General features: G+C 71.9%; 17 protein-coding genes. 3 read left to right on the top strand and 14 right to left on the bottom strand.

The window, feature by feature from the left end:
- Positions 1–35: 35 nt before the first annotated feature.
- Positions 36–470, bottom strand: coding sequence for a hypothetical protein (locus ABZ478_RS02150; protein WP_359544593.1), 435 nt, complete (start codon positions 468–470; stop codon positions 36–38).
- Between the two features lie 150 nt (positions 471–620).
- The gene (proB, locus tag ABZ478_RS02145; RefSeq protein ID WP_359544995.1) at positions 621–1,736 is read right to left on the bottom strand and encodes a glutamate 5-kinase; all 1,116 of its coding nucleotides are present in this window, start codon (positions 1,734–1,736) and stop codon (positions 621–623) included.
- A 230-nt stretch (positions 1,737–1,966) separates the two neighbouring features.
- Between proB and ABZ478_RS02140 the strand changes: the two genes are divergently transcribed.
- Positions 1,967–3,370 (top strand): polysaccharide pyruvyl transferase family protein, encoded by a 1,404-nt coding sequence (locus tag ABZ478_RS02140; RefSeq protein ID WP_359544592.1) that lies wholly within the window; start codon positions 1,967–1,969, stop codon positions 3,368–3,370.
- A gap of 24 nt (positions 3,371–3,394) precedes the next feature.
- On the opposite strand, the gene ABZ478_RS02135 is transcribed toward ABZ478_RS02140, so the two are convergent.
- From ABZ478_RS02135 to ABZ478_RS02080, 12 genes are all read right to left on the bottom strand, one after another.
- Positions 3,395–4,633 (bottom strand): glycosyltransferase, encoded by a 1,239-nt coding sequence (locus ABZ478_RS02135; protein WP_359544591.1) that lies wholly within the window; start codon positions 4,631–4,633, stop codon positions 3,395–3,397.
- Positions 4,634–4,861: 228 nt separating this feature from the next.
- Positions 4,862–6,982: a hypothetical protein gene (locus ABZ478_RS02130; RefSeq protein ID WP_359544590.1), complete on the bottom strand. Its 2,121-nt coding sequence runs from the start codon at positions 6,980–6,982 to the stop codon at positions 4,862–4,864.
- Positions 6,983–7,158: 176 nt separating this feature from the next.
- On the bottom strand, positions 7,159–8,655 hold the full coding sequence (locus ABZ478_RS02125; RefSeq protein WP_359544589.1) for a bifunctional cytidylyltransferase/SDR family oxidoreductase: 1,497 nt from the start codon (positions 8,653–8,655) through the stop codon (positions 7,159–7,161).
- Between the two features lie 211 nt (positions 8,656–8,866).
- Complete coding sequence (locus ABZ478_RS02120) at positions 8,867–10,030, bottom strand: hypothetical protein (RefSeq protein WP_359544588.1); 1,164 nt, start codon at positions 10,028–10,030, stop codon at positions 8,867–8,869.
- 111 nt (positions 10,031–10,141) lie between these two features.
- On the bottom strand, positions 10,142–11,695 hold the full coding sequence (locus tag ABZ478_RS02115) for an alkaline phosphatase D family protein (RefSeq protein WP_359544587.1): 1,554 nt from the start codon (positions 11,693–11,695) through the stop codon (positions 10,142–10,144).
- Positions 11,696–12,186: 491 nt separating this feature from the next.
- Positions 12,187–13,635, bottom strand: a complete 1,449-nt coding sequence (gene obgE, locus ABZ478_RS02110; RefSeq protein ID WP_359544586.1) for a GTPase ObgE — start codon at positions 13,633–13,635, stop codon at positions 12,187–12,189.
- Between the two features lie 116 nt (positions 13,636–13,751).
- Positions 13,752–14,006, bottom strand: a complete 255-nt coding sequence (rpmA, locus tag ABZ478_RS02105) for a 50S ribosomal protein L27 (RefSeq protein ID WP_018846648.1) — start codon at positions 14,004–14,006, stop codon at positions 13,752–13,754.
- Positions 14,007–14,020: 14 nt separating this feature from the next.
- Positions 14,021–14,341, bottom strand: coding sequence for a 50S ribosomal protein L21 (gene rplU / locus ABZ478_RS02100; protein WP_007381993.1), 321 nt, complete (start codon positions 14,339–14,341; stop codon positions 14,021–14,023).
- Between the two features lie 232 nt (positions 14,342–14,573).
- Positions 14,574–18,761 (bottom strand): Rne/Rng family ribonuclease, encoded by a 4,188-nt coding sequence (locus ABZ478_RS02095; RefSeq protein ID WP_359544585.1) that lies wholly within the window; start codon positions 18,759–18,761, stop codon positions 14,574–14,576.
- A gap of 262 nt (positions 18,762–19,023) precedes the next feature.
- Complete coding sequence (locus tag ABZ478_RS02090) at positions 19,024–19,800, bottom strand: TIGR03936 family radical SAM-associated protein (RefSeq protein WP_359544584.1); 777 nt, start codon at positions 19,798–19,800, stop codon at positions 19,024–19,026.
- A 46-nt stretch (positions 19,801–19,846) separates the two neighbouring features.
- Complete coding sequence (locus ABZ478_RS02085) at positions 19,847–20,938, bottom strand: hypothetical protein (protein WP_359544583.1); 1,092 nt, start codon at positions 20,936–20,938, stop codon at positions 19,847–19,849.
- Between the two features lie 50 nt (positions 20,939–20,988).
- On the bottom strand, positions 20,989–21,588 hold the full coding sequence (locus ABZ478_RS02080; protein ID WP_359544582.1) for a hypothetical protein: 600 nt from the start codon (positions 21,586–21,588) through the stop codon (positions 20,989–20,991).
- Between the two features lie 317 nt (positions 21,589–21,905).
- On the opposite strand from ABZ478_RS02080, the gene ABZ478_RS02075 reads away from it, so the two are divergent.
- Both ABZ478_RS02075 and ABZ478_RS02070 read left to right on the top strand, forming a co-directional pair.
- Positions 21,906–22,259: a DUF805 domain-containing protein gene (locus tag ABZ478_RS02075; RefSeq protein WP_359544581.1), complete on the top strand. Its 354-nt coding sequence runs from the start codon at positions 21,906–21,908 to the stop codon at positions 22,257–22,259.
- A 282-nt stretch (positions 22,260–22,541) separates the two neighbouring features.
- Complete coding sequence (locus tag ABZ478_RS02070; RefSeq protein ID WP_359544580.1) at positions 22,542–23,462, top strand: hypothetical protein; 921 nt, start codon at positions 22,542–22,544, stop codon at positions 23,460–23,462.
- The last annotated feature ends 40 nt before the right edge of the window (positions 23,463–23,502 follow it).

Here is a 23,502-nt window from a genome sequence, read left to right as displayed (position 1 = left end):
CGCCGGGGAACCAGCCCCCGGGCGGCACCGGGCCGTCAGAACGGGTGCACACCCACCGGGGTCGCGGGCGCGGGGCCGTATCCCTCGGCGATGCGCTGGTGGTACGTCTCGCGGTCGATGACCTCGAGGCCGACGATCTCCCAGGCCGGCAGTCCGGCGGTCTGCCGGTGCTCGCCCCACAGCCGCAGCGCGACGGCGGCCGCGTCATGGAGGTCGCGGGCCTCCTCCCAGTAGCGGATCTCCGCGTGGTCGCCGGCGTATCTGCTGGTCAGCAGGAAGGGGTGGTCGTGGGCGAGCTGTTCCAGGGCGCGCCGCAGGTCGGGCAGCGGCACCTCCTCCCCGGAGACGCTGAGGGTGACGTGCCACAGCCGGGGCAGGTCCCTGGGCCCCTCACGCCGCTCGTAGGTGTCTCCGGCCGCGACACTCGTCAGAGCACCGCGGGACGCCGGCCCGGGGCGCGCTCGTCTCACGACGGCCTCCTTCTCGCATGACCCTTGACGGAACGTGTCCCATCAACATGTCCCCGAGAGAAAGTTGAGCAGGCCGCCGGGCTCCGCGTGGCGGTTTTACGGAACGTCCCCCACCGGGGGCGTTCCTTACGCCCTGTTCTACGAGTGGCTTTACGAGTGCGACGAGCGCAGCAGTACCAGGTCGTCCCTGTGTACGACCTCGCGTTCGTACGCCGGACCCAGTTCGCGCGCCAGTTCCCGGGTCGAACGCCCGATCAGCAGCGGGATCTCCTTGGCGTCGAAGTTGACGAGTCCCCGGGCCACCGCGCGTCCCGCGCCGTCCCGCAGTTCGACCGGGTCGCCGGCGCTGAACTCGCCCTCCACGGAGGCGATGCCGGCGGGCAGCAGCGAGGTGCGCCGCTCGACGACCGCGCGGACGGCGCCGTCGTCGAGGGTGAGGGAGCCCTGCGGGGTGGAGGCGTGCTGGAGCCACAGCAACCGGTCGGCGGAGCGCTTGCCGCTGGGGTGGAAGTAGGTGCCGGTGTCGCCGCCGCTCAGCGCCTCCGCGGCGTGGACGGCGCTGGTCAGCACCACCGGGATGCCCGCGGCCGCGGCGATCCCGGCGGCCTCGACCTTGGTGACCATGCCGCCGGTGCCGACCCCGGCCTTGCCCGTGCTGCCGATCTCGACCTCGGCGAGGTCCCCGGGTCCCCGCACCTCCGCTATCCGCGAGGTGCCCGGCTTGCTCGGGTCGCCGTCGTAGACGCCGTCGACGTCGGAGAGCAGTACCAGCAGGTCGGCGTGGACGAGGTGGGCGACGAGGGCGGCGAGGCGGTCGTTGTCGCCGAAGCGGATCTCGTCGGTGGCGACGGTGTCGTTCTCGTTGACGACCGGCAGGGCGCCCATCGCGAGCAGCTTGTCCAGGGTGCGGGAGGCGTTGCGGTGGTGGGCGCGGCGGCTCATATCGTCGCTGGTGAGCAGCACCTGTCCGACCCGGATGCCGTAGCGGGCGAGGGAGGCGGTGTAGCGGGCGACGAGCAGGCCCTGGCCGACGCTGGCGGCGGCCTGCTGACGGGCGAGGTCCCTGGGGCGGCGGCGCAGACCCAGCGGGGCGAGCCCGGCCGCGATGGCACCGGAGGAGACCAGTACGATCTCCCGCTCCCCGCCGCTGCGCACCTTGGCGAGGACGTCGACGAGAGCGTCGACACGGTCGGCGTCCAGGCCGCCCGCGGCGGTGGTCAGCGACGAGGAGCCCACCTTGACTACGATCCTGCGGGCCGCGCCCACGGCCTGCCTTGCCTCGGTCACCTTGCCTGCTGTCCCCTCGCCCCGTACCGGCTGCCTGAGCGGCAATCGCTGCCTGTGCGGCAATCTACGCGAAGGGGGCCGGGCGGTGCGCATCGGTCCAGCCCCCGGACAGGCACACAGTAACCGTTTGCTCACGGTTCGCGTACGGCAAAAAGGTTGTACCCGTTGCCTATAGAAATTAAACCCTTCACCAATTTAAATTGACCGTTGTGTCACCTACCGTTCGCCACCCGAAGCGCATCCTGCTCCGATCGGGCAAGAGTCCCTATGACGTCTTCTCCGTGGAGCAGGCACTCCACCAGGACGTCATCGCCACCAACTCCGGCAACCTGATCTTCCAGGACGCCGCGCACAAGATCCTCGAGACGCCGGACACCGAGGTCTTCTCGAACGGCGGGCGCACCGAGGTGGCCGCGGCGGCGCGCATCAACGCGGAGTACGACGCGTTCGTCGTGCCGCTCGCCAACGCCTTCCGCCCGTCCTTCGAGGTGGCGCTGCAGCGGCTGACCCGTCTCATCTCCAAGCTGCGCATCCCGGTCGTGGTGCTCGGCGTGGGCGCGCAGACCGGTGTGGGCTACGACGCGGCGCGGCTGAAGCGGATCGAGCCGACGGTGCGCGCGTTCTGCTCGGCGGTGCTGGACCGCAGCGCCTCGATCGGCGTGCGCGGCGAGTTCACCGAGACGTACCTGCGGGACATGGGCTTCAAGGACATCGAGGTCATCGGCTGCCCGTCCCTGTTCATGTACGGCCGCGAACTCGACGTGCGCAAGCAGGTCCCCGGTCTGACGGCCGAGTCACGGATCGCGATCAACGGCTCACACAGCGCGGTGAAGAAGCAGGGGCTGGGCCGGATCATCAGCCGCACCCACGAGCACTACCCCAATCTGCGCTTCATCGGCCAGAACCTCAGCGACGCGCGGCAGCTGCACTGGCGGGACATGTCGGACCCGAACGCCGCGGTGACCGCGATACCGACGCACCCGGACCACCCGATGTACCGGGAGGACAAGGTGCGGGTGTACGTCGACCCGATCACCTGGATCGACGAGCTGCGCCCGTTCGACTTCTCCTTCGGCTCCCGCATCCACGGCAACATCGCGGCGCTGCTCGCCGGTACTCCGGCGACGGTGCTGTGCGGGGACTCGCGCACGCTGGAGCTGTGCCGCTACTTCGAGATCCCGCACCAGCGCCTGGACAAGGTCGCGAAGGACCCGGAGGCGGCGGACCCGGCGCGGCTGTACGAGCAGGCCGACTTCAGCGGGCTGACCGGCAACCACGCCGAGCGCTTCGATCGGTTCACCGGCTTCCTCGACAAGAACGGGCTGCAGAACACCTTCACGCACGGCGACGGCGGCGCCGCCTTCGAGAAGCGGATGCGGTCGCTGGCGTTCCCGCCGGGCGTGCGCCCCTGGAACGACGCCGACCTGTCCTCGCTCACCACGCGGTTCGGCTGGCTGCACGCCCAGGTCGGCGAGCTGTCCAGGGACAACGACCGGCTGCGGCGGGAGCTGGCCCGGTCCAAGCGCGTCAAGGACGCGGTCCCCGCACCCGCGGCCTCCGTCTACCGGCGCGCCCGCCGCGTGGTGGGCCGGGCGCTGCACTCGGGCAAGTAGCGGGGCGCGCGGCGCCGGCGGGCGTCAGGCCGCCGCCGCGCCGATCCCGCCGCTGGGCAGCAGCCGCCTGATCTTCCGCAGCGCCCGGCGCGGGAGCGAGCGGGCGGCCGGCTCGCGGTATCCCGGGAAGGCACGGGCCTCACGGGGCTCGGCGAGATACACGTCGTCGGGGATGCCGGCCGTCCCGGACCGGAAGTGCGGGTAGGCGAGGTACAGGCGGGTGCCGCGCTTCTCCAGCAGCGCGGCGGCCTGCTTCCCGGCCCGTACGAACTCCACGACGTCCAGCAGCGGCTCGGTCCGCTGCTCGGCCACCAGGTGCAGCCGCAGCCGCTCGTGGACCTTCAGGCGGCGGGCCACCCCGGGCGTCCAGTAGGCGTCCATCAGCGGCTTCGCCAGCTCGAGCTTGTTGCGGCGGACGGCCTCGCCGTCCTTGAGGAACCTGGGCCCGAACTGCGGCAGCAGGGTGATGAGGAAGGGCCGGACCATCAGGTCGTCGCGCCGGGGCCCGGCCGGGACCATGTCGGCGATCAGCTTCATCAGGGCGCGCGCGGAGTCGAAGCGCAGCGTGTAGCTGCCGGTCTTCGTCACGTGCTTGCCGTCCTCGCGGCCCACCAGGTAGTAGCAGGTGTGATCGGCGAGCACGGAGACGCCGTCCGCCCGCAGGTAGGCCTCCAGGGTGAAGAGCGCGTCCTCGCCGGTCCACAGCGATTCGTCGAACCGCATGCCGTGCCGCTCCAGCAGCGCGCGGCGGAACAGTTTCTGCGCGCTCAGCGTGAACTTGATGTTGGAGGAGAAGACGTCGGTCCGCTCGAGGGTCCGGCCGAACATGGACTTCGGCGGGGTGCGGTTGACGCCTTCGACCCGGCCGAGGACGACGTCGGTGCCGTTCCGGTCGGCCATGGCGACCATGCGTTCCAGGGCCTCGGTGCCGAGCCGGTCGTCGGCGTCGAGGAAGAAGACGTAACGTCCGGCGGCCTTGCCGAGGCCGACGTTGCGCGGGCCGCTGGGGCTGCCGGAGTTCTCCTGGCGGACGATGGTGACCGGCATCTCGGCGCGGGCCGCGAACTCCTCCAGGTACTCCCCCGTGCCGTCCGTCGAGCCGTCGTCGACCGCGATGACCTCCATCCGGGCCGGGCCGATGGTCTGCGCCTCGACCGACGCCAGGCACTCGACCAGATACGGCATCGCTTCGTACGCCCCGATGACTACGGTCACATCAGGCTGCGTCACGACGGTCACGGTTCCCCCTTGGTCACAGTACATTTCCCCCGAATCACATCATTCGCAACCTGTTAGACGGGGTCCTGTCGGAAGCGGTTGCCTGACGCCGAGTGATGAGTGAGGCACGCCACACGGGACGCGGCGGCCGCATCCGAAGGTACGCACGCCCGGTAAGAGCTGCTCATCGGTGCGGCAGGGGGTCGGTAAGGGAGACGTGAAAAAGGGCCGGCCCCCGGAGTTCTCCGGGGCCGGCCCTCCGGGGCGGAGTCGTCAGACCGCGCTCACGTCGTCCGTCTCACCGGCGGAGGCGCTCCGCTGGGCCGGCAGCGCGGTGGTCAGCTCGGCCGCCTCGGCGGGGTCGACGTTGGCCGCTCCCACCCGCGACTGCTGGCCGACGTTGCGGGTCTCTGCCTTCAGGGCCAGATCGGCGACCGCGGTGTTGAACTGGTCGATCGACTTCGGCTCGTCCGGGCCCAGCAGGTACTGCTTGAGCTCCTTGCGGTCCCCGGCCAGCGGGTCGGCGGACGGGGCGCGGACCGCGTCCAGCAGGCCGCCCAGCTCGCCGGCGCTGTTGGACAGGATCGTCGCGGCGCGCACGGCCGTGTTCTGCCGCTTGAACTCCTCCACGCCCAGCTCGCCGGAGTCCGTGACCGCGTACGGCTTGCCGCTCGCGATGAAGTCGGAGACCACCGAGGAGATGTCGGAGACCATCGCGTCGGACACGTTGAAGCAGTCGTACAGGCGCGGCTCGGCACCGGTGATGACCTTGTGCTCGTACGCCGGGAAGGACTCCCAGTAGGCGGCGTTCCACTCGGCGCGCAGCCGGGCGATCTCCTGGTGCCGCTCGACGTCGACGATGCCGTCGCGGGTGGCCTCGGCCTCGTCGCCCTTGTCGCCGCCGGCGCCGGCCAGCTCGGCGAGGCGCGCCTCGATCCGGGCCAGCTCGGCCCGGGCCCGCTCCTGCGCGGCGGTGTCGGCGGTGAAGCGGGAGTCGGCGGCACGCTCGGCGGCGGCCTTCTCGACCAGGGCGGTGACGCGGCGGTGCGCGGCGCCGGCCTGGGCGCTGACGGTGCCGGTGAAGGGGTGCGGCTTGTACAGGACACGCACCGGCGGGTCGGCCGCGACCAGCTTCCGCACGATGTTCTCACCGGCCAGCACGATCGAGGTGTTGCCGGGGTTGCCGTCCCAGCCCTCCCAGGTGGGGGCGTACAGCACGGTCGGGATGCGTCCCTCGGGCACGCCCTGCCAGGTGGTGATGGGCGCGAGCTGCGGGCGGCCGACCTCGACGATGTCCTCGTCGCGGACGCCGACGTCGGCGATGGCGTAGCGGTCGCGGCCCGCCCGGCCGGCGGTCCACACCTCGTCGTACACCTTGCTGTACGGGTTGACGCTGGCCAGCTTGTCGCTGTCGCCGTGGCCGATGAAGACGTGCTTCATGGTGGGCACGCGCAGCAGGTGGATGTTCTTGCCCACGTTGGCCGCGTAGAGCGCGACGCGCACCGTCGACAGGTCCAGGTTCATCAGGTGCACCCCTCCGGGCACGCAGATGACGGGGACGGTGGTGGGGGCGATGTTGTTCACGATGGCGCGCTCGCGGAGGATGATCAGCGGCCGGGTCTCCAGCTGCTCCATCGTCTCCAGCCACATGTTGACCTGGTACGCGGAGTCCTTGGAGCCGGAGAAGTACAGGACCGTCTCCGGCTTGTAGGCGGCCAGCCAGTCGTCCACGGCGGCGAGCACGGCATCGGCCTTCGGCGGGGTCCGGCGGCCGCGCACGTACGGCAGCAGCACCGCGACGTAGAGGCAGCCGAGGGCCACGGTGATCCCGGCGCAGATGAAGCCGACGAGGGCGTCGTCCAGCGCGGCGGAGACCAGGAGACCGGCGACCGCGAACAGGTCGAGGTGCAGCATCTTCTCCGCGGAGCGGTGCAGCAGGCGGCGCGGCGGCGCGTCCGGGATGCGGATGCGGGACTTCAGGTCGATGTTGCGGGTGGCGACCGGCATCCGGCGGCGGTTGCGGATCAGCGTCACGAGCGCGCCGTGGGGAGCCTGCAGGCCGTAGAAGGCGATGAAGCAGGCGACCGCGGCGTAGAAGACCAGGTTGTCCGCCAAGGACATCCGGGCCAGCAGCAGGATGAGCAGCAGCTGCCTGATCAGGAACCGGATCGACAGGCCGGCCCGGACCTTGCTCAGACGGTTGATCAGATAGCTGCCCTTGCGGTGCAGAAAGTGGTCCGCCAGGTACGTCACGGCGGCCGCGACCACGAAGGCGTACACGCTGGGGAGGAGCGCGGCCAGCATGAGGCAGGGGAAGCCCAGCATCATGAGGGCCGCCGCGGCCAGCTCGGCCGCGCTGCCCACCCGGGCGACGCGAATAGCGGTGGATATCACGGAGAAACCTGCTCTGGGAGGGGGGAGTGCCGGTTTTGTTCGGTATTGCCGGAATCGAGCGAGGATCGCGGGCCGTACCGACTTTTAAGAGGTGTACGGACTCAGGCCTCTGCGAACGCCCAGTGAATGAGCGAGCGGCAGAGGCCTGAATTCCCAAAAGCTATTTACCGCGATTATTACACGCCGTCCTGACGGTCCAACACGGTGGCCAGAGCCTGCTCGAAGCCGGAGGCCTTGGCGGCGCCCGCGGTCGGGTCCTGCTGGCGGACGTCGATGACGTGACCGGTCAGCTCCGACAGCAGCACGTCCAGGGAGGTGCGGGCCACCGCCTCGGAGGAGAGCAGCGAGCCGGCCGGCTCCTGGCCGAACGCCTTGGTGCGCATCGGGGTGGCGGTGCGCTCGGGGTTGATGCAGTTGACGCGGATGCCCTCGGACGCCCACTCGTCGGACAGCGCCTGGGTGAGGTTCACCATGGCGGCCTTGGTGGAGGAGTAGAGGCTGTACTCGGCGCGGCCGCGGGTGTAGCTGCTGGAGGTGTAGAGCAGCAGCTGGCCCTTGGTCTCCGACAGGTACTTGTAGGAGGAGCGCGCGATCTGCACCGGGGCCAGGTAGTTGACCTTCAGCGCCTCCTCGATGGTGGCGTTGTCGGTCTCGGCGAGCTTGCCGATGCGCAGCACGCCCGCGGTGTTGACCACGTAGTCGATCCGGCCGGTCTCCGCGTACGCCTTGGACAGCGCGTCGTCGACCTCCTCGGGGTTCTCCACGTGGGTGCCGGTGGTGGAGCGGCCCAGCGCGTACACGGAGGCGCCGTAGGACTCGGCGAGTTCGGCGATGTCCTTGCCGATGCCGTAGGAGCCGCCGAAGATGACGACCGTCTTGCCGGTCAGCAGCTCGCGGTAGTCCTCCTCGCCGTTCTGCTCCGGGGCGGCCGTGGAGGCGAGCTGGAACAGCTTGTCGGCGATGAAGACGTCGACCGGCTGGGTCACCTTCATGTTGTACTCGTCACCCGCGACGACGTGGATCGGCACGTCCGGCAGGTACTTGAGCACGACGGAGCAGTCGTCCGTGGCCTGGAAGTTGGGGTCACCGGAGGCGACCTCGTAGGCGCGGCGGATAGTGGACAGCTTGAACGCCTGCGGGGTCTGGCCGCGGCGCAGCCGGGAGCGGTCCGGGATCTCGGTGATGAACTCACCGTCCTCGCCGTGCGTGCGCGTGACGATGATGGTGTCCGCGGACGGGATGGCCACGTCCACGGCCTGGAAGCGCTCCAGCGCGGTCACGCAGTCGTCGATGACGCGCTGCGAGAGCAGGGGACGCACGGCGTCGTGGAAGAGGACGTTGACGTCTTCGCCCTCGGCCAGGCCCTCACCGAGGGCGGAAATCGCGCGCTCGGTGGTCTCGTTCCGGGTCGAACCGCCCTCGATGACCTTCTTGACCTTGGTGAAACCGGCCTTGGCGACGATCTTCTCGATGTCCGGCACATAACCGGGCGCCATCAGCACGATGATGTCGTCGATCGAGTCGGCGTTCTCGAAAGTGGTCAGCGTGTGCTCGATGACTGCCTTGCCGGCGATCTTCAGCAGCTGCTTGGGGATCGAAAGACCCACCCGCTGGCCGGTGCCACCGGCCAGGACGACTGCGGTGGTTCGGGGCTTGGCTATGTGCTGTGACACAGGCTGACCTACCTTGGGGCGACAGGGAACGTTCGAAATGGTCCCACTTCGGGTAACCGCTGTGCAAGGTGAGTGACGTCCCATGCATATGTGCGCGCCACCTGTCATTCACCTTGCGCCCCAGGTGATTGGGCGACGGCCGCCGTGAACCTCCGTGGAATTGCTGTGAGTAAGTCCACAGGTCCCTCACAGACCCCGGCGGGAGGGGTGTTCAGCGGCGCCCCAGCCGCTTCAGGCAGCGGTGACCGAGGACCCGGACGAGCTCCTTCGACGGCGTCCGGTGCACATCGCGCGCGAGGGGGCCGCCCCCGCTCGCAAAGGCGGCTGCCGCGAGTGCGCCGTACAGCGCACGAGCCGCCGCTTCCGGGGTCATCCGGGGCTCCGGCGAGCACGGTACCGGCTGCTCGGGCACCGTGGACAGCAGGCCCGGATCGCCGAGGACCCGGACGCCGAGGGCGCCGATCCGCTCCGCCGCCGAGGCGCCTATCGCGGCAGCCGCCTCGGCCGCCCAGCGGGGGGTGGCGATCCTCACGTCGGCGGGTGTCGGGCTGCACGTGTTCTTCATATGCGTCACGGCACCGTTGCGGACCAGCCGGGAATACAGCCCGTCGGGCAGCCCATTGCCACGGAATTCGACGTTAAGATTCCGCAGCATTTCGGTCTCGGCCAGGGTGAGGGACCGATTCGCGGTGTCCGGAACCGGCCGCAGAAGATTCTCCGGCAGTCCGAGCAGTGCCTCGAAGCTGCGCATCAGCCCGCCGCGGTCGCGGTCGTCCACCACGACGACGGTGACCCGCCCGCTCCCGGCGGCCCGGACCCAGCGTGCCACCAGCCGGTCGTGCCGGTGCCGCCGCCAGAAGCTGGGGCTGGGCTCGTCGTACGGCGGTCTGCGCAGCATGTGCTCCAGCCAGTCCTCGTACCCCATGCGCAGGCCGTTCTGCACGTACTGCTGCCACTGCGAGGGCATGATCCTCGCCAGCGGGCGCAGGATGACCAGGACGTGCACGCGGTCGCCGCCGAGCTGCTCGACGATCCGGGCCGCGGTGGCGTCGTCCGGGGCGTCGGCGAAGAACTCGCTGCTGATGACCGAGGTCTTCTCCCCCGTGGCCCGCACCCGCTCCAGCAGCCGGGTCCAGTGCCTCTCGGTGGGCACGGTGTCGCCCATCATCGCGGGCCGGGCGCAGGCGGCGAGGGCGGCCTCCATGGGGTGCCTGCTGTGCGCGGGGAACACCACGCCGTGCTCCGGCAGCCGGTCCCGCGCCGCGAACAGCGCGCCCTGAACGGCGGTGGTCCCCGTCTTGTGCGGGCCGATGTGCAGCAGCCGGGTGCCCGTGGGCAGCGGCGCGGGCATGTCACTCGTACAGTCCGTCTCCATGGTCAAGGGACGGTAAGAGTTCCGCCTGAGGCGGAACTGAGAGGAGCCTGGGACCCGGATGAGTCCCGGGCCCCGCTCACACAGGTTTCCGGGGCGCCCGAGGAGGCCGCGTCACACGGCCCGGACGCCGGGCTCGTCCGCCTCCACCCGCAGCCGCGTCAGGGTGCCCGCGGCGGACTTCGGCGCCAGCACCGTGTCGACGATCCGCACCTGGGCGTCGAGACCGTCGCGGCCGATGTCGAAGAGGTGGTAGCCGCGGTGGGCGTCGATCACCTTCCAGTGCGGGTTGTCCGCCTTCAGCGGGTCCCACTGGGCGTGGAAGGCGGCCTGGTCCTGGTCGCCGTTGCTGGAGATGGAGGTGCCGACGAACTCGGCGCCGACGACGGCGGACCCGGGGTCGGCGAAGTCCTCCTTGAGGTCGCTGATCATCGTCAGGTGCCGGTCGCCGCTGAGCACGACCGGATTGCGGACGCCGGCGAACTCCCCGAGCAGGGCGTTGCGTTCGGCCTGGTAGCCGTCCCAGGCGTCGTAGTACCAGAGCTTGCCGTCGCCGGGCAGCAGGTCGGTCTCGGCCATCATGATCTGCGAGGCGACGAGGTTCCAGTGGGCCGGTGAGCCGTGCAGCCCGTCCAGCAGCCACCGCTTCTGCGCGGCGCCGAGCATGGTGAGCGACGGGTCCTCGGCGCCGGCCTGGCTCGTGGCCTGGTCGCCGCGGAACTGCCGGGTGTCCAGCACGTTGAGCCGGGCCAGGCGGCCGAAGTCCAGGTGGCGGTACATCTGGATGTGCGGGCCGTCCGGGACGGCGGTGGCGCGGACCGGCATGTGCTCGTAGTAGGCCTGGTACGCGGCGGTCAGCCGGGCCGTGAACGCGTCGTGCGACTGCTTGCCGGGGTCCTGCGGGACCTCACCGGCGTAGTCGTTGTCGACCTCGTGGTCGTCGAAGGTGACCACCCAGGGGGCGTTCGCGTGCATGGCGGCGAGGTCGGGGTCGGTGCGGTACTGGGCGTAGCGGTTGCGGTACTCGGTGAGCGTGTACGGCTCCCCGGTGCCCTCGTGCCGCCGTACGGCCGTCGCGGACGGCGTGGACTCGTAGATGTAGTCGCCGACGAACAGGACGATGTCCGGGTCCTGGGCGAGCATGTCGGCGTACGGCGTGAAGTAGCCGTGCTGCCAGTTCTGGCAGGAGGCGAGCGCGACGCGCAGGGAGCCGCCCCGCTGGTGCGGGTGGGGCGCGGTGCGGGTCCGGCCGGTGGGCGAGAGCTGCCCGCCCACCCGGAAGCGGTACCAGTACCGGCGGTCCGGGCGCAGCCCCCGTACGTCCACGTGCACGCTGTGCCCGAACTCGGGACGGGCCTGGGCGGTGCCCCGGCGGGCGGTCCGGCGGAACCGCTCGTCCTCGGCCAGTTCCCACTCCACCGGGACGATCGTGTCCGGCATCCCGCCGCCGTTCAGCGGGTCGGGGGCGAGCCGGGTCCACAGCACGATGCCGTCGGGCAGCGGGTCGCCGGAGGCCACGCCGAGGGTGAACAGGCCGTCGGGGAGCGGGTTTCCGGCGGCGCGGGCGGTACCCGGCAGCCATAGCTGGGCGGAGGCCGCGGCGCCGAGGACGGCGGCGCCCGCGGTCAGAAAGCGGCGTCGGTCGGGCTGCGGTGCTGCTCCGGTCATTCGGCTGACTCCCTTGCCACACGGGCCTCTTGGGCTTCACTCGCGGACCCACGGAAGCTCCCACGGCCGGACGGCCCGGACGCCGAACGGCAGCGTTCGCATGCATGACAAGTAGGCGGACAACAGAAAACCCGCCGCGGCACCGGGACCACGTGGAGAACGTGGTGGTGCCGCGACGGGTCACGGTCTGTCAGAAATGCTCTGAAGCAACGGAGTTGAGCGTGCTGACGCCCCAACCGACCGGGCCGGTGAGGACGTCCGGGTCAGCGGGGAAACGCGGTGCCGAGCCGGACCTCGGAGGCGCCGGTGCCCAGGGTGCCGGCATGGACCGGGCCGGGACACGTCGGCTCCGGGGCGGGAGAGGGAAGTGTGCGACACGGCAGGGACCGATGTCCCTGCCGTGTCGCACAGTTCGGCTCACCCGGGAGCCGCGTGATTGCCCCGGACGCCGGGACCTTGCCCGGCGTCCACCGCTCCGCGCCCGCCCGGTCCTACTCGAACGGGTCGAACTCGTCGTACTCGCGCAGCGCCTCGTCCCGCTCGGCCTGCTTGTCGCGCCGCCGCTGGGCGGCCGGCCGGGCCGCGTCGAAGCGGTGGTCCTCGCCGCGCCGGCCCAGCATCTCGGCGCCGGCCATGGCGGTCGGCTCCCAGTCGAAGACGACCGCGTTGTCCTCGGGCCCGATGGCCACGCCGTCGCCGACGCGGGCGCCCGCCTTCATCAGCCGCTCCTCGACACCGAGGCGGTTCAGGCGGTCGGCGAGGTAGCCGACGGCCTCGTCGTTGTTGAAGTCGGTCTGCCGCACCCAGCGCTCGGGCTTCTCGCCGCGCACCCGGAACAGCGGCTCACCGCCGGCGTCCTCGCGGGTGACCGTGAAGCCCGCGTCGTCCACGGCCTGCGGCCTGATGACGATCCGCGTCGCCTCCTCCTTGGGCCGGGCGGCGCGCGCCTTCGCGATCAGCTCGCCGAGCGCGAAGGACAGCTCCCGCAGCCCGATGTGGGCCACCGCCGACACCTCGAAGACGCGGTAACCGCGCGCCTCCAGATCGGGGCGGACCATCTCGGCGAGGTCCTTGCCGTCCGGCACGTCGACCTTGTTCAGGACGACGATCCGGGGCCGGTTGTCCAGGCCGCCGTACTGCCGCAGCTCCTCCTCGATGATGTCGAGGTCGGAGACCGGGTCGCGCTCGGACTCGAGGGTCGCGGTGTCCAGCACATGCACCAGCACGCTGCACCGCTCCACGTGGCGCAGGAATTCCAGGCCCAGGCCCTTGCCCTGGCTGGCGCCCGGGATCAGACCGGGCACGTCGGCGATGGTGTAGACGGTCGAACCGGCCGTGACCACGCCCAGGTTGGGCACCAGGGTGGTGAACGGATAGTCGGCGATCTTCGGCTTGGCCGCGCTGAGCACCGAGATCAGCGAGGACTTGCCCGCGCTCGGGTAACCCACCAGGGCCACGTCCGCGACCGTCTTCAGCTCCAGGACGATGTCCTGGAGGTCCCCCGGCTCGCCGAGCAGCGCGAAGCCGGGCGCCTTGCGGCGGGCGGAGGCCAGCGCCGCGTTGCCGAGGCCGCCCCGGCCGCCCTGCGCGGCGATGTACGAGGTGCCGTGGCCGACCAGGTCGGCGAGCACGTTGCCGGCCTTGTCCAGGACGACGGTGCCGTCCGGCACGGGCAGGACCAGGTCCTGGCCCTCCTTGCCGGAGCGGTTGCCGCCTTCGCCGGGCTTGCCGTTGGTCGCCTTGCGGTGCGGGGAGTGGTGATAGTCGAGCAGCGTGGTGACCGACTGGTCGACAGTCAGGATCACGTCGCCGCCACGGCCGCCGTTGCCGCCGTCCGGGCCGCCGAGCGGCTTGAACTTCTCACGGTGGACGGAGGCACAGCCGTGGCCTCCGTTACCCGCGGCGACATGCAGCTCGACGCGGTCCACGAAGGTGGTCATGGTTCATGCCTCCAGAACTACGGTGATGTCTCTTGCGTAACACGCGAAAGGCGGACCCGCCTTCCCGACCGGGAAGTGAGGTCCGCCTCGCGAAAGGTTCGAACGGAACGCTCGGGTCAGGCGACCGGAACGACGTTCACGACCTTGCGGCCACGGTGGGTACCGAACTCCACCGCACCGGGCTGCAGCGCGAACAGCGTGTCGTCGCCGCCACGGCCGACGCCGGCGCCCGGGTGGAAGTGGGTGCCGCGCTGGCGGACCAGGATCTCACCCGCGTTGACGACCTGACCGCCGAAGCGCTTCACGCCGAGCCGCTGGGCATTGGAGTCGCGACCGTTCCGGGTGGACGATGCGCCCTTCTTGTGTGCCATTTCTCCTCAGTCCCTTACTTCGCAGCCGCGGGGATCTCAGTGACCTTGATCGCCGTGTACTGCTGGCGGTGGCCCTGACGACGACGGTAGCCGGTCTTGTTCTTGTAACGAAGGATGTCGATCTTGACGCCCTTGTGGTGGTCCACGACCTCGGCCTGGACCTTGATGCCGGCCAGCACCCACGGGTCGCTGGTCACAGCGTCGCCGTCGACAACGAGCAGGGTCGAGAGCTCGACCGTGTCGCCAACCTTGGCGGTGGAAATCTTGTCAACCTCAACGATGTCGCCGACAGCAACCTTGTGCTGGCGACCACCGCTGCGCACGATGGCGTACACGCGGATCTCACTCTCTCGCTCGGGAACGGCACCCCCGCAGTCCAGCCGCCCGGGCATGAACACGGACGGCCTCTCCCGGCCACCGAGGCACCCGGGAGGAAGAGGTTTACGGGGATGTGGCGTGTCACTCGACACGCCGACGGTCAAGGTTACGGGGCCACGGCCGAAGGGGTCAAACCGGGCCCGGCGGATGTGGGGCCGGTCACGTGGACCGGCCCCACATCCCGGGGCGTCAGCCCTCGTCGCCGGCGGGGACCGTGGTGGTCTTCTTCGCCGTCGTCTTGGCGGCGGCCGTCTTGGCGGTCTTGGCCGCCTTCTTGGCCGTCGTCTTCTTGGCGGCCGTCTTCTTGGCCGCGGTCTTCTTGGTGGCCGCCTTCTTCGCCGTGGCCTTCTTGGCGGTCTTGCGAGCCGTCTTCTTGGCCGGAGCCGCCTCCTCGACGGTCTCCTCGGTCACCGGCGCCTCGGTCACCGTCTCAGCGGCGGCCGGGGGCTCCTCCGCCGCGGCCGACGGGACGACCGTCACGGCCGTCTCCTCGGACGCGGTAGGCGCGGTGGCCTTGCGCACGGCGCGGCGGCGCGGGCGGGCCGGGGCGGCGCTCTCCGCCTCCGCGGCCGGAGCCGGGGCCTCGGCCGCGGGCTGCTCCACCGGGGCCGCGGGCGCGGTCTCGGACACCGTCACCACGGCGGCCTCGGCTCCCGCGGGGGAACCGGCGGGCGCCGACACCTTCCGGGTCGCCCGGCGGCGCGTACGGCCCTTGGGCGCGGCCTCCTCGGCGACGGGCTCGGCCTGCGGCTCCGGGATCATCTGGTCCTCGGCGGCCGCCGGCTCGGCCAGCGCCTCCGCGGCGGGCTCGGGCAGTACCGGGCGCGCCGCCGCCTCCTCGGCGGTGACGTCCTGGGCGGTCGGCGCGGCGGCGGCCACGGCCGCCTCCGTCCTCGGAGCCTTCTCGGTCTCCGCGGCCTTCTCCGCCTTCGGGGCCCGCTCCGCCTTCGGCGCGCCCGCCGGTGCCGAGGCCCGGCGGCTCGCGCGGCGGCGGGAACGACCGCGGCCGGCCGCCGCCTCCGCCTCGGCGACGCTGCTGTACAGCTCCTCGTCCGGCGCGAAGTCCGGCCCGGGCAGTGCGACGGGCTCGGCGAGCTCGGCGGCCACCTCGACGGCGGTCTCCACCTCGGGCTCGACGGCCTCGCCGGTCTCCACCGCCACGGCGGCGGTCTCGTGCACGTGCTCCTGCGCGTCGCCGCCCCGGCCGCGCTTCTTGCGCTTGCCGCCGCCACCGCCGCCGGCCGCGGCCGGCTGCTCCATGTGGACGATGACACCGCGGCCGTTGCAGTGGACGCAGGTCTCGGAGAACGACTCCAGCAGGCCCTGGCCGACCCGCTTGCGGGTCATCTGCACCAGGCCGAGCGAGGTCACCTCGGCCACCTGGTGCTTGGTCCGGTCCCGGCCCAGGCACTCCAGCAGGCGGCGCAGCACCAGGTCCCGGTTGGACTCGAGCACCATGTCGATGAAGTCGATGACGATGATGCCGCCGAGGTCGCGCAGCCGGAGCTGGCGCACAATCTCCTCGGCCGCCTCCAGGTTGTTCCTGGTGACCGTCTCCTCGAGGTTGCCGCCCTGACCGGTGAACTTGCCGGTGTTGACGTCGACGACGACCATCGCCTCGGTCCGGTCGATCACCAGCGAACCACCGCTCGGCAGCCAGACCTTGCGGTCCAGCGCCTTGGCGAGCTGCTCGTCGATCCGGTAGGTGGCGAAGACGTCGACCTCGCTGGTCCACTTCGACAGCCGCTCGGCGAGGTCGGGCGCCACGTGCGAGACGTAGCCGTGGATGGTCTGCCACGCCTCGTCGCCGCTGACGACGACCTTGGAGAAGTCCTCGTTGAAGATGTCGCGGACGACCCGGACGGTCATGTCCGGCTCGCCGTAGAGCAGCGTCGGGGCGTTGCCGCTCTTGGCCTTCTTCTGGATCTCCTCCCACTGCGCCTGGAGCCGCTCGACGTCACGGCGCAGCTCGTCCTCGCTCGCGCCCTCGGCGGCGGTGCGCACGATGACGCCCGCGTCCTCGGGGACGATCTTCTTGAGGATGGTCTTCAGCCGGGCCCGCTCGGTGTCGGGCAGCTTGCGGCTGATGCCGGTCATCGAGCCCTCGGGCACGTACACGAGGTAGCGGCCCGGGAGGGAGACCTGGCTGGTCAGGCGGGCGCCCTTGTGGCCGATGGGGTCCTTCGTCACCTGGACGAGGACCGACTGGCCGGACTTGAGGGCGGCTTCGATACGGCGCGGCCCGTTGGCCATGCCGAGCGCCCCGAAGTTGACCTCACCGGCGTACAGGACGGCGTTGCGGCCCTTGCCGATGTCGATGAAGGCGGCCTCCATCGACGGCAGCACGTTCTGGACCTTGCCCAGGTAGACGTTGCCGACGTACGAGGTCGACTGCTCCTTGTTGACGTAGTGCTCGACCAGCACGTCGTCCTCGAGCACGCCGATCTGGGTGCGCTCGCCGTGCTGGCGCACGACCATCACGCGCTCGACGGCCTCGCGGCGGGCCAGGAACTCGGCCTCGGTGATGATCGGGACGCGGCGGCGGCCCTGCTCGCGGCCTTCGCGGCGACGCTGCTTCTTGGCTTCCAGACGGGTCGAGCCCTTGATGGACTGCACCTCGTCGGACGGCTCGGCGGGCTTGCGGGGCTCGCGGACCCTGACGACCGTGCGCTCCGGGTCGTCGGTGGACGGCTCGGCCTCGCCGCCGCTCTCACCGGCACGGCGACGGCGGCGACGGCGCCGGCGGCTGGAGCTGGAGCCCCCGGACTCCTCGTCCCGGGCCTCCTCGGAGTCCTCGTCCTCCTGCTCGGCGGTGTCCTCGGCGTCCTGTGCGGCCTGCTCGGCGGCGAGTTCGTCGGACTCGGCGTCCGCGCCCTCACCGGCCTCGCCGTCGGCGGCGTCACCACGGCGACGGCGACGGCCGCCCCGGCGGCGACGGCGGCGCGAACCGGACTCCTCGGAGCCCTCGGCCTCGTCGCCCTCGTCACCCTCGGCGAGGTCCTCGGCGGCCTCCTCGGCCTCCTCCGGCTCCTCGGCCTCGGCGGGCCGAGTCTCCTCGGCGGCGGCACCCCGGCGGCGACGGCGGCGGCGCGCGCCCGCCTCGGCGCGCTCCTCCGGGTGCGCCTCGGTCTCCTCCTCGGTCTCCTCCTCGGGCTCCTCCGTCACGGCGGCCTCGGCCGCGGCCTGGGCGGCGGCCCGCTGCGGGGTCTGGAACTGCGGCTCGGCGAACACCGGCGCCTGGAACACGGCCACGGCGGGCCGGGCCGGGCGGCGCGGCGCTCCGGCCTCGTCGGCCTCGGTCTGCGCGGGAGCGGCGAATCCGGTCGCGGCCTGCCGGACGACCCGGCGACGGCGACGCGGGGCACCCTCCTCGGCGGGGGCCTCGGCGGCGGGGGTCTGCGGCGCCTCGGGAGCCTTGGTCTCCTCGGCGGGCCGGTCGGCGGCCGCGGTGGCCTCCTCGGCCGCGGGAGCGTCGGCGGACGCGGCGGCACCGCGGGTGGCGCGGCGGCGGGTACGGCGCGGAGCGGCTTCCTCGGCGGCCGGGGCGGGCGCGGGCTCCTCCGCCGCTGCCTCCGCCTCGGGGGCGGCGGCCGTCACGACGCGCTCGGTGGTCTCGGCGGCGGCCGGGGTTCCGGTGGGCGCGGAAGCACGGCGGGTCGCCCGGCGGCGGGTACGGCCGGCGGGCGCGGCCTCCTCCGTCGCGGCGGGAGCCTCGGCGGCCGGGGCCTCGGCGGCGGGGGCGGCCTCTGCGGCGGGAGCCGCCTCGGCGACCTCGGGAGTCTCGGTGGCCTTCGGCTCACCGGCGGGCGCGGAGGCGCGCCGGGTGGCACGGCGACGCGGGCGAGCCGGGGCGGCGGCCTCGGACTCGGACTCCACGGCTGCCTCCGCCTTCGCCTCGGTCCCGGCGGCGGGCACCACGGCCTCCGCCTCGGCCGGGGTTCCGGCAGGCGCGGCGGCACGGCGCGTCGCCCGACGGCGGGTCCGGGGCGCCGCGGGTTCCTCGGCGGTCCCAGCGGTCTCGACCGCCTCGGCCGGCGCGGCGGACCCGGCTGCCTCGGCGGCCGGTACGACCGTCTCGGCGGCCTCGGCGGCGGCCGGCGACCCGGCCGGCGCGGCGGCACGGCGGGTGGCCCGGCGGCGGGCCCGGGCGGGGGGCGCGGCCTCCTCGGCCGCGGCGGGTGCCTCCGCGGTCTCCGCCTCGGCGATCTCATCCGCTTCCGCGGCCGGTACGGCCGGCACGGTGACCTCGGCGGGGGCCCCGGCGGCACCGGGCGGGCCCGCCGGGCGGGAAGCGGCACGGCGACGCCTGCGCGGCGGCAGGGTGTCGCTCGGCGTGTTCAGTTCGGAACCCTCGTTGGGTTCGGTCGGTTCGAGCATGCGGGCGTTTCTCCCGTCAGGCTCCCGGGCGCCGCGCCTGGTCCGGCGACGGTCTCGAGGGACCGTTCACCGTTGACGTCCGCGGTCCGCGCGATGCGCGGTGACCGCCGTCCGGGGCGCGGGCGCCGCACGGGAGCACTCTGTGTCCTGTCTCGCCGGTTCCGTACGCCTTGTCGGTACGGCCTGGCGAAAGTCTTCTGGTCGGTGCGCTGCCCGACCCAGGTGGCTCCCGAGTACGAGGGCTGCGCTACGACGTCCGTCCCTACGCGGAACCTTCCGGCGTCGGCGTCGTCGCGGCGGCGGCCGGTGCGGCCGTCAGGGCCTCGGCTGCCTCGCGGTCGGGCGCGAGCGGGTCGGTCACCGTGCCGGTCTCTTCATCGAGCAGCCCCTGCGCCAGCCTGGTCACCGCTGCGGGGACCGGCGGCGCCAGGTCGGCCACGGCGCGGAGACCGGACAGGACGTCGTCGGGTCGTACGGCAGGCGTCACGTGCCGAACAACCAGCCGCAGTATCGCACAGGGCTGGTCGGTCGGCCCATCAGCCCGCGAACTGTGTGTTTCCAGGTTCGCGACCGCCGGGCGGGCGTCGAAGGTACGGACGCCGTTCTTGGTCATGCGCTGCACCTCGACGGTGTCGGCCTTGATGAAGGCCTCCACCGCGCGCCCGGCGTCGAGCGGGTCGACGCCGTCCAGTCGCAGCTCCCATACGGAGGCCGTGAGCCGGTCGGCGAGTCCCGAGGTCCGTGCCTCGACCGCGTCGACGATGTCCAGCCCGGTGGGCAGCGACTCGTCGAGGAGGACGCGCAGGGTCTCGGGGTCCCGCGCCGCGGTCAGCGCGATCTCCAGGTACTCCGCCTCACTGCCCGTGCCGGTGGGTGCGGCATTGGCGTACGACACCTTCGGATGCGGTGTGAACCCCGCCGAGTACGCCATGGGCACCTCGGCGCGGCGCAGCGCACGCTCGAAGGCGCGCTGGAAGTCACGGTGGCTGGTGAACCGGAGGCGGCCGCGCTTGGTGTAGCGCAGTCGGATGCGCTGCACCGCGGGTGCGGGCGGCGGGCCTTCGGGCTGTCGCTTGCCCAGTGTCCTAGTCCTTCGTGAGTGCGGTGGTACTCCTACCAAGAGTACGTGTCCCGCGGCCCCCGGGTTCCCGCCGGTCCACAGCGGCCGGCGGCCCGGGCTCGCCGAGCAGCGCCCGCCGGAGGTCCGCGCGGACCTGCCGCACGGTGTCCCGGGCTGCGGCCAGCGCCTGCCGTACGCTCCGCCCCACCACGCGCGTCGCCGCCGCGGCGGGCCGCAGCACATGGTCCCGGACGACGTGCCCGACGGGGGTGAGGACCGTCCGGTACACCCGGCGCACCGGTTCCACGAAGATCCACCGCAAGAGGGTCCCGAGCACCCGCCCCACGACCCGGGAGATCCGCCCGGCGATCCGCCAGGCGTGCCTGAGGGCCTCACCGGTCTCCCGCACGACGACGGCCAGGACCCGGCCCGCGGGCACGAGCACCCGGCGCCACAGGGCCAGGGCGGGCAGAACGAGCAGGACGCGTGCCGTCCAGTACAGGACGGCACCGAGCCCCGTGACGACGGCGGCCACGAGCCACGCCAGCGCCCGGCCCACGGGCGCGAGCACCCACGCGTACAGCCACCGCGCCGGGACGACCAGCAAGTACCGCGCCAGCCAGGCGATGACGGCGAACACCCCCGCCCCGGCCGCCGCGAGCAACAGGCCGGCGCCCCTCAGCAGCCAGGCGGTCCCCCGCCCGACGGGGGCCAGCACGCGCGCGTACAGCCAATCCAGAGCGGCCCCGACCGCCCGCGCGCCCCGGGCGAGACCGTGCCCGAGTGGGGTCAGCACGTACCGGTGGAGCCAGAGCGCCGGTACGACGACGAACACGTTCCCGAGCCACCCGAGCGCCTTCCCGGCGGGCACCACGACCCACCGCCACAGCGCGGCGAACGGCCATACGAACAGGGCCCGGCCGAGCCACCGCAGCGCGCGCCCGAGCGGGCGCAGCACCGAGCGGGACAGGAACCGCCCGGCGACGGTCAGCGCGTCCCACACCAGCCGCACCGGCACCACCAGCACGAGCACGACGATCCGCACCGGAACGCGGATCGCCACGGCCAGGCACCCTTCCGGGTACTGGGGCTGGGCGGGCGGCTTGTCGAGGTCCATACCCGGGTAGACGCGGCGAACGCCCCGACGGATGCGCCAGGGCCCGGACTCTAAGTCACGCGTGCCTTGTACGACTCGGGATAGCGCTCGGTGAACTTGACGACGCCGACCAGCAGGGCGATCGGGACGACCCAGTTGAACCAGTCGTCCATGGACGGGTTCCGGACGGCCAGCCAGGTGGAGAGCGCCATGAGGGCGAAGACCACGCCCCAGGCCGCGGTCAGCACCCGGTTGATGTGCGCGAAGACGGGCGAGTCCCAGTATTCGCGGGGTGTCTGCTGCCGGGCGTACTGCGCCGTGAAGGGGTCGGCGAACAGCGACCCCAGCGCGACGACGGCCACGACGCCGTTGGAGATGACCTGGGCGTAGGTCTCCAGCCAGATGAGCTGCGAGCGGTCCAGGGCGAGCGCCAGGACCGTGATGACCGCGAAGAACACGATGCCGACCATGTCCAGGACGAAGAACCTGCCCCGGAGCGTGTCCCTCCCCGACAGCACGATCGCGGCGATCAGCGCGGCGAGCGCGGCGTACTCCCAGGTGCTGGGGGCGGCGACCACTCCGAAGATGATCCAGGGGGCGAACGAGAGGAACACGCCGCCCGCGCCGGCGGGCTTGCGGGTCGGTGCCTTCGCCTCCGTCTGCTGCGCCATGGGAGTCCTCCCGTCGGATGTCGGCACCCGCCCCTCCCCCATGGTCCCGTGGCCGGTCGCCCGCCGCCCGTCGTGCGCGGCGGGCGCGCGGCCCAGGAGGGTGCGCACCTGCACTGCGAGCCGCTGGGCCGGGCCCTGTTCGAACAGCGTGTCTTCGACTGGCCGGACACCCGCCCGGCCGCCGCCGGGACCCCCCTGTCACCGAACGACCACAGCCGGGTAACACATTGACCCGCCCACGCCAAAGACATGGTTTCAAGTCACCGTGACTGGTTCGATGGGAAGCCAACTGAGCTTGAATTCCTGGGGGGACAACCATGCACTGGTACATCGACGTCCTGAAGAAGTACGCCGTGTTCAGCGGCCGCGCGCGGCGGCAGGAATACTGGATGTTCTTCCTGTTCAACATCATCATCAGCATCGTGCTGGCGATCATCGACGCCGCCATCGGCTCGAGCGTCCCCGCGATCATCTACTCGCTCGCCACCCTGCTGCCCGGCCTCGGCGTCGCCGTCCGCCGGCTGCACGACACGGACCGCTCGGGCTGGTGGATCCTGATCGGCGCGATCCCGCTGGTCGGCGCGATCATCCTGATCGTCTTCCTGGCCACCGAGGGCAAGCCGGAGACCAACCAGTACGGCCCGAACCCGAAGTACGCCCAGGCCGCCTGAGCGGACATCAGCCTCGAAAGGCCCGCCGGAACCCTCCGGCGGGCCTTTCGCGTGCGGTCCCGGCGGGTAAGGGCCCGCGCCGGCAGCGCAGCGGTCGCCGGAAGGCAAGCCCGGTACGGCCATCGGACGCACGGCACAGGACCATCGGATGGAAACCGACCGGTAACGGGCGAGCCCGGGCGCGCCTGCGGGGAGTGCTGTTCCGACCCCCTGCCCGAGATGGTCCAGGGCCCTTCGGTACGGCCGGACGCTCGCGGCGGGCACGACTCGGAAAGGACCCCCATGCTCACTCGGAAGTCACTCGCCCGGACCGCCCAGGTGCTGTGCATAGGCGCGGCCGCCACCCTCGCCCAGACCGCGCTGGCCCCCGCCGCGTCGGCCGCCGTCCTGCCGGTGGGGTGCAGCCAGACCGCCCTTGTCAACGCGATCAACACGGCCAACAGCACCCCGGGGAGCGACACTCTGAACTTGGCGCCCAGCTGCCCGTACTCGCTGACCGCCGCGCTGCCCCCCATCACCTCGCAGATCGTTGTCAACGGCAACGGCGCCCTCATCACCCGTGCCAACACGGGGCCCAGTGACCCGAAGTTCCGCATCATCACCGTCAACGGCGGCAACCTGACCCTGCGGGCGCTCAGCATCGCCCACGGCGACGCCGCGGGTAACCCGATCGCGCCGGGGGCGGGCGGCGGCATCGTCGTCACGGGCAACGGCACCCTGAACGCCAACGCAGTCGTGATCCGGAACAACGAGGCCGACTTCGGTGGCGGTGTCAGCAACTTCAAGGGCTCCACCACGACGATCAACGCCAGCGTGGTCTCGAACAACCACGCCAACAACAACGGCGGCGGCCTCGTCAGCGACGGCAATCTGACCGTCACCGCCTCGAACATCTCGAGCAACAAGGCCGACGTCGCGGGCGGCGGCATCGCCAACATCGGACAGCTCACGGTCCGCGCCAGCAACATCAGGAGCAACGAGGCGAACACCGGCGGCGGCCTCGCCAACGGCGTACCCAACGCACCCGGCGGCACCTCCACGATCAGCATCAGCAACATCAGCAACAACACCGCCCACGGCACCAACCCGGGCGGCATTTCCAACGACCACGGCACCGTGAACCTGACCCTCAGCACGGTCATCAACAACACCCCCAACAACTGCGCGACCAGCCCGACCCCGGTCCCCGGCTGCTTCAACTGACCGGCGCGAACCGGCACGAGGCGCCCCCTCCGGTCGAGAA

Origin of the sequence: Streptomyces sp. NPDC005706 (genome assembly GCF_040631045.1) — a bacterium.
Lineage (GTDB): Bacteria > Actinomycetota > Actinomycetes > Streptomycetales > Streptomycetaceae > Streptomyces.
This window is presented reverse-complemented; position numbering and strand designations above follow the sequence as displayed.

What these genes read in the sequence shown, in the direction of transcription:
- ABZ478_RS02080 (WP_359544582.1), bottom strand. Translation starts at nt 21,588, where the DNA reads ATGGCGCAGCAGACGGAGGCGAAGGCACCGACCCGCAAGCCCGCCGGC.
- obgE (WP_359544586.1), bottom strand. Translation starts at nt 13,635, where the DNA reads ATGACCACCTTCGTGGACCGCGTCGAGCTGCATGTCGCCGCGGGTAAC.
- ABZ478_RS02095 (WP_359544585.1), bottom strand. Translation starts at nt 18,761, where the DNA reads ATGCTCGAACCGACCGAACCCAACGAGGGTTCCGAACTGAACACGCCG.
- ABZ478_RS02120 (WP_359544588.1), bottom strand. Translation starts at nt 10,030, where the DNA reads ATGGAGACGGACTGTACGAGTGACATGCCCGCGCCGCTGCCCACGGGC.
- ABZ478_RS02070 (WP_359544580.1), top strand. Translation starts at nt 22,542, where the DNA reads ATGCTCACTCGGAAGTCACTCGCCCGGACCGCCCAGGTGCTGTGCATA.
- ABZ478_RS02085 (WP_359544583.1), bottom strand. Translation starts at nt 20,938, where the DNA reads ATGGACCTCGACAAGCCGCCCGCCCAGCCCCAGTACCCGGAAGGGTGC.
- ABZ478_RS02135 (WP_359544591.1), bottom strand. Translation starts at nt 4,633, where the DNA reads ATGTACTGTGACCAAGGGGGAACCGTGACCGTCGTGACGCAGCCTGAT.
- ABZ478_RS02115 (WP_359544587.1), bottom strand. Translation starts at nt 11,695, where the DNA reads ATGACCGGAGCAGCACCGCAGCCCGACCGACGCCGCTTTCTGACCGCG.
- ABZ478_RS02075 (WP_359544581.1), top strand. Translation starts at nt 21,906, where the DNA reads ATGCACTGGTACATCGACGTCCTGAAGAAGTACGCCGTGTTCAGCGGC.
- rpmA (WP_018846648.1), bottom strand. Translation starts at nt 14,006, where the DNA reads ATGGCACACAAGAAGGGCGCATCGTCCACCCGGAACGGTCGCGACTCC.